The following is a 5,079-nucleotide window of genomic DNA, read 5'->3' as shown; positions in this document are numbered from 1 at the left end:
GCCAGAACACGCCGAGCGACCAATGCTCGATGTAGAAATTGTGATTTTCGACGTAGGGGAAGACGGTCCGTGCAAGGCCGAGCTTCTGCTCGAAGACCGGCCGCATCTCGCTGTTCAGGAGCTCGGCATATTCCCCGGTGATGCGCTCGCGCTCGGCGGCCACTTGCGCGGTCGGCCGTTCGATCGTGACGCCCTTCCGGAGCTGGGTGATGTAGTTCCGCAAGTAGCCGAGCGGGATGTCGAGGTGCTCGATCCAGTATTTGTCGGACGAGTAGAAGCCGTTGCCCGAGGTGAAATTGAACCATGGATTCTGCGCAGCTTTCCAGGCGTCGAGCCATTGCTTGCCTTTGGGGAGGGCCGCGACCGCAGCAAGGGCCTGCTCGACCGGGCCGGTCATCAACGCAGTGTCGACGCCGGTGTCGATGGCGAGGTGCGCAAGCTTTTTCAGTTCATCGTCGGGCCTGAAGAGGTCGACGTCGATGCCCTGGACCATGCGGGCGATCGCCTGATCCGGAATGTTGGGGAACTGCTCCTTGCAGAAGCCGAAGAAGTCGAGATAGGCGGCATAGCCGAGATTGAGAAACTCGAAATGATACTGCCAGGTCTTGTAGCAAAGCTGCAGCGCGGAGTCGTAGTGTTCGAGCAGATCGTAGGTGTTGTCGAGGCCGCGCCCCTCGAACACCCATTCCTTCGCCACCATCTCCGGCAACGGCTCGAACCGGAGCGCCTCCATCGCGTCGATGGTACGGCGCACCTTGACGTGCCAGTTGTCGAGCAGCTTGTTCCAGTTCTGGAAATAGAAGCCGGCGCGTTCGAGGAAATGCGGGACGCGCGCGGGGATTTTCTCGGGCTCGACCGCGATCGGGCTCAGATAGAGGTATCCATTGTGGATGCGGTAATCGACGCCGTTGGCCGGCGGCACCATGAGGTGGCGCGTGTTGTACTGGCCGAGGCACTTGACCGCATAATCCGCCATGATGGCGTCGAAGGGACGGAATGGGGTCGGCCAGTGCTGGGCGTCGCAGAACCAGAACTGCTTTTCATCGCCTGACCTCCGCTCCTGCTGGAACAGGGCGTAGTAGGGGTAGAGATCGCGCCATCCCTCCGCGCCCGCCGGCGCCTTGAGTTCGTAGGGACTCGGGAATTTGACCTGCGCGTTCATGAGCTCTCCCCCGGTGTCTTTTGTGATCAGTGCTTCCGCGATGCGATTGGTGCCATCAATGTCGAGAGCACGCCCTCGATGCCCAGCGCGTAGCTTTTGGACGCGACCGGAGCGCTTGCCTTTCGGCTCCAGACGGTTTCCGGCCGGCATTGCAGCAGGACGACGCCTTCATCTTCGCTTCGTCGTGCGTCGATCGCCCATTCGACGTCTTGGGGGCCACCGAAGGCCCGCTCGACGGCTTTGACGACCCGGGCCACGGCGCGAATTTGCGCGTCGGTGAGGCTCGCCACGTTTTGCCTGGCCTCCTCGACGCCGCGCGTGGCGGTCGTCTGATTGGCGATATCGGCGACGAGCTCGGTGGGCTTGCTGGCAATCACCCGCTTGATCGGCTCCAGCAGCACCTTGTCCACGACGAAGTAATCAGGCGTCGCCAGGCCGGACACCAGCGGCTCGCCCAGTCCCCACACGGACTCGATGACGATCTTGGAGCGGTCGCCGTTCGAGGGATCGAGGCTCATGGCGACACCGGCCGCGCGCGCATCGGCCATTTGCTGGACGCCGACGGCCATGGCCTGTTCGAGATGGGCGAGCTTATGCTTTCCGCGATACGCGATCGCTCGCGCCGTGAACAGGCTCGCCCAGCAATCCCGGACGCGGTCGACGACGGCATTTGCGCCGACCGTCCATAGGAACGTGTCGCCCTGGCCGGCGAAACTGGCCTCGGGCATGTCTTCGGAGGTGCCGGAGGAGCGCACGGCCACCGGCAGATCGTGGCCGGCCCGTGTGCAAAGCTGGTCGTAGCCGAACCGGATGGCATCGGTGACTCGATCGGGCATGGTTTCCGACTTGATCAGATCCTGGATTTCACCGGCGATCCTGGCCTGCGCTCCGACGTCATCCGCAGGGATCGCTTCGATGCGCGTCCGGATCTCGCGCTCCAGATTGCGCGCGGCGAGCGTTTCGAGATAAGCCCGGGTCGTCACCGCAAAGCCCGGCGGGACGGTTGCGCCGGCCGCCACGAGCGAGGCGAGGCCCGCACACTTTCCGCCGATCAGCGCAACGTCGCGGTTTGACGCCTGCTCGAACGTGAGCACGTATTGGTCGCCGTTCTGGGCACCCATCTTGACGCGTTTCCCGGTTCGTTTCTGTCTTTCTCGTTGGGGCAAAGCTTACACGTTTCAGAGGAAATATTTCGCCGATGCTCCGCTGTTTCACCAGGTGAAACTATGCTATCGATCGGGCGATCGGAACGGCAGATGGATCATCCCGGCACCACCGCATGAGTGTAAAATCCATACGCGCCCTGGATCGGGGGCTGGACGTCCTGCGGATCATTCAGGAGTCGAAGGCCGCAAGCCTGAACGATCTGCATCTGGCGACCCGGCTGTCGAAAGCGACCCTGCTGCGCATTCTCAAGACGCTGCTTGGCCGCGACCTGATCTGGCAGCGGATCGCCGACGGCGCCTATGTCCCCAGCTATACGTTTTCGAAGCGGGCAAAAGTCTTCGACGAGGAGACCCATCTCGCGGAGGTCGCGGCGCCGATTTTGGCGGATCTCTGCACGCGGGTGCGCTGGCCGTCGGCGTTGCTGAGCCCGCGGCTCGATCACATGGTGACCATTGAATCCAATCGTCCGATGTCCGATTTCGACTACATCATTTCGCCGAACCCGGTTGGCTCGTTCAACGTCAACATGCTGCGCTCGGCCTCGGGGCGGTGCTACCTTGCGTTCTGCTCGCCGGAGGAGCGCGCTGCGATCATCGCGCGGTTACGGAAAAGCGGCCGTCCGGGTGATGCGCTGGCGCATAATCCGGCCAGGCTGGATCGGATCCTTGGCGAGGTCCGCGCGCGTGGATACGGCACGCGCGATCGGGATTTTGGCGGCCACTACGACCTTCCGAGAAGCAAGGTGAACGACGGCCGGAACTCCATCGCCGTTCCCGTCCATGTCGGCGATGAGGTCGTTGCATGCGTCAATCTCACCTGGATCGGCAGACTAGCCACCGTGTCGATCATCGCCGAACGCTGTCTCCCGCAATTGAACGAAGCTGCCCGGGCGATCGGCAGGCGAATGACGGCGTGAGTCGATGCTGGCCGGCATCGTCAAGAGGCGCTACCGCGCCTCGTCCAGTGCGCAACTGACGGTGTAGACGACGCCGCGTGGCAGGAAGTCCACCGTGGCCTCGCCACCGAGCTGATCGCGCGCGCTACGCTCGATAAGGCGCGAGCCAAAGCCGCGCTGCACCGGCGCGGTCACCGGTGGGCCGCCGCTCTCGGTCCAGACCAGGCGCAGCCGCGGCTTCGGCGTGTCCGACGTGATTTCCCAATCGAGCGTCACGGTGCCGGTTTCGTTGGACAGCGCGCCGTATTTGGCCGCATTGGTCGCGATCTCGTGCACGATCATCGACAGCACGACCGCAAGCCGCGGCGACAGCGGCACCGACGGTCCGGCCATCCGGATACGATCGGGGCTTGAGAGCACGAAAGGCTGCAGCGCGCGGGCGATCACCTCCCGCAGCTCCGAGCCCTGCCACTTCTCCTGGCTCAGGAGATTGTGCGCTTCGGCGAGCGCGCCCAGCCGTCCCTCGAACTTCGTCCGCTCGGTCTTGCTGGCGCTGCGAAAGGTCTGCACCGCGATCGCCTGCATCAGGGCCAGCGTGTTCTTGACGCGATGGTTGAGCTCCTCGATCAGGAGGTCGTGCAGCGTCTCGCCGCGGGCGATCGTGGCGGCCATGCGCAGTGCGAAGGCGAGGCCGGTCAGGAGCAGCAGGCCGCCGATCAGGCTGGTGAAGGCGATGTTGCGCCAGAGCGGCGCGATCAACGAGTTTTCCGCGACGCCGGCCACGACCGTCCAGCCCGTCAGCCGCGATCTGGTATAAGCGGTCGACAGCGCGACACCATCGAGCGAAACCGTCGAGAGGGCGGCTTCGGGCCTGCGAAACATCTCATCCAGCAGCGGCGGCGTTGCTCGCTTGCCGAGATTATCGGCCGGGTTGGGCGTGCGTGCGAACACGACGGCCTTGGTATCGACCAGCGACACCGTCCATTGGTCGTCCGGCCGCTGCTTCTCGACCAGCCTCTGGAAGATGTCGATCGGCGGGCTGAAGCAGAGATCGTAGATCACCTCGCCATCGCGCAGCACCGGGACCTCGACCGTGATGACCTGGCGCTGCTTGAATGCGCCGAGGAAGAAGTCGGAATATTGCGGCGTCCTGGTCGTGAATACCTTCTCGGCAATCTCGAGATTGTTGCGCGGCGGAAGGCTCGCGGCATCCTCGGTCATCGACGAGAACAGCACCTGTCCCTTGCGGTCCAAGACCATGACCGCGCCGTCCTTGCCATACGGCTCGAGAAAACCGGCTGCGATGCGGCGGAAGCCCTGGAAGTCGCCCCGCGACAGCGCATCCGTGAGCGCCAGCACCTGCAGGCCGCCGGTCATGCGCTGGACCTCTGCGTCCAGCACGAGCCGCGTGCTGCGCACGGTCTCGAGCACCCGCCGCGTCGCGTCGTTGCGATCCTGCTTGTAGTTGTAGAAGACGAGGCCGACAGCGAATGCGATCAGCGGCAGCATTGTTCCCGCGACCAGGAGGGCGAGCCGTACGGGCAGGGTGAACTTGGGCAAAACGCTGATGTCCCGGTTCCCGCGCGACGGCGCGGGATTGCCGCGAGCATAGGGTTAGCGTTTGCGCAGCGCCACGAATTTCAAATGCGTCGCGGCAGGCGCCGTCGCACCTTTTTGCGGTGCATTCTTGCCTTTTGTTAAGGAGCCGGTTCAGGCCATGCCGATCGCGGTGAGGATCAGGCACAGCGCATAGACGGCTGCGAGGCTCAGGCCTGCGATCCGGGCGCCTTGATACGAGGTCATCGCTCAACTCCGATGCGGAGGCCGCCGCGAGGACGGCCTCCGCATCGGAGTT

At 64.0% G+C, this 5,079-nt stretch carries 3 protein-coding genes and 1 pseudogene; 1 reads left to right on the top strand and 3 read right to left on the bottom strand.

Going from position 1 to position 5,079, the window contains the following annotated elements:
* Together C2U70_RS32220 and C2U70_RS32215 are read right to left on the bottom strand one after the other, a co-directional pair.
* Nucleotides 1-1,162, bottom strand: a pseudogene (locus C2U70_RS32220) (PEP-utilizing enzyme); the annotation flags it as partial.
* Between the two features lie 26 nt (nt 1,163-1,188).
* Nucleotides 1,189-2,283, bottom strand: a complete 1,095-nt coding sequence (locus C2U70_RS32215) for a PEP/pyruvate-binding domain-containing protein (RefSeq protein WP_140982709.1) — start codon at nt 2,281-2,283, stop codon at nt 1,189-1,191.
* Between the two features lie 158 nt (nt 2,284-2,441).
* Here C2U70_RS32215 and C2U70_RS32210 point away from each other — a divergent pair, with 158 nt between their 5' ends.
* Nucleotides 2,442-3,245 carry a helix-turn-helix domain-containing protein gene (locus C2U70_RS32210; protein WP_140982706.1) on the top strand — a complete coding sequence of 268 codons (804 nt, stop codon included), beginning with the start codon at nt 2,442-2,444 and terminating at the stop codon, nt 3,243-3,245.
* Nucleotides 3,246-3,275: 30 nt separating this feature from the next.
* On the opposite strand, the gene C2U70_RS32205 is transcribed toward C2U70_RS32210, so the two are convergent.
* The gene (locus C2U70_RS32205) at nt 3,276-4,733 is read right to left on the bottom strand and encodes a sensor histidine kinase (RefSeq protein ID WP_140982711.1); all 1,458 of its coding nucleotides are present in this window, start codon (nt 4,731-4,733) and stop codon (nt 3,276-3,278) included.
* Between the last annotated feature and the right edge of the window lie 346 nt (nt 4,734-5,079).

The sequence above is a fragment of the Bradyrhizobium guangdongense genome (assembly GCF_006483445.1).
Lineage (GTDB): Bacteria > Pseudomonadota > Alphaproteobacteria > Rhizobiales > Xanthobacteraceae > Bradyrhizobium > Bradyrhizobium guangdongense_A.
The sequence above is the reverse complement of the archived record's forward strand: the minus strand, read 5'-3'. Positions and strand labels throughout refer to the sequence as shown.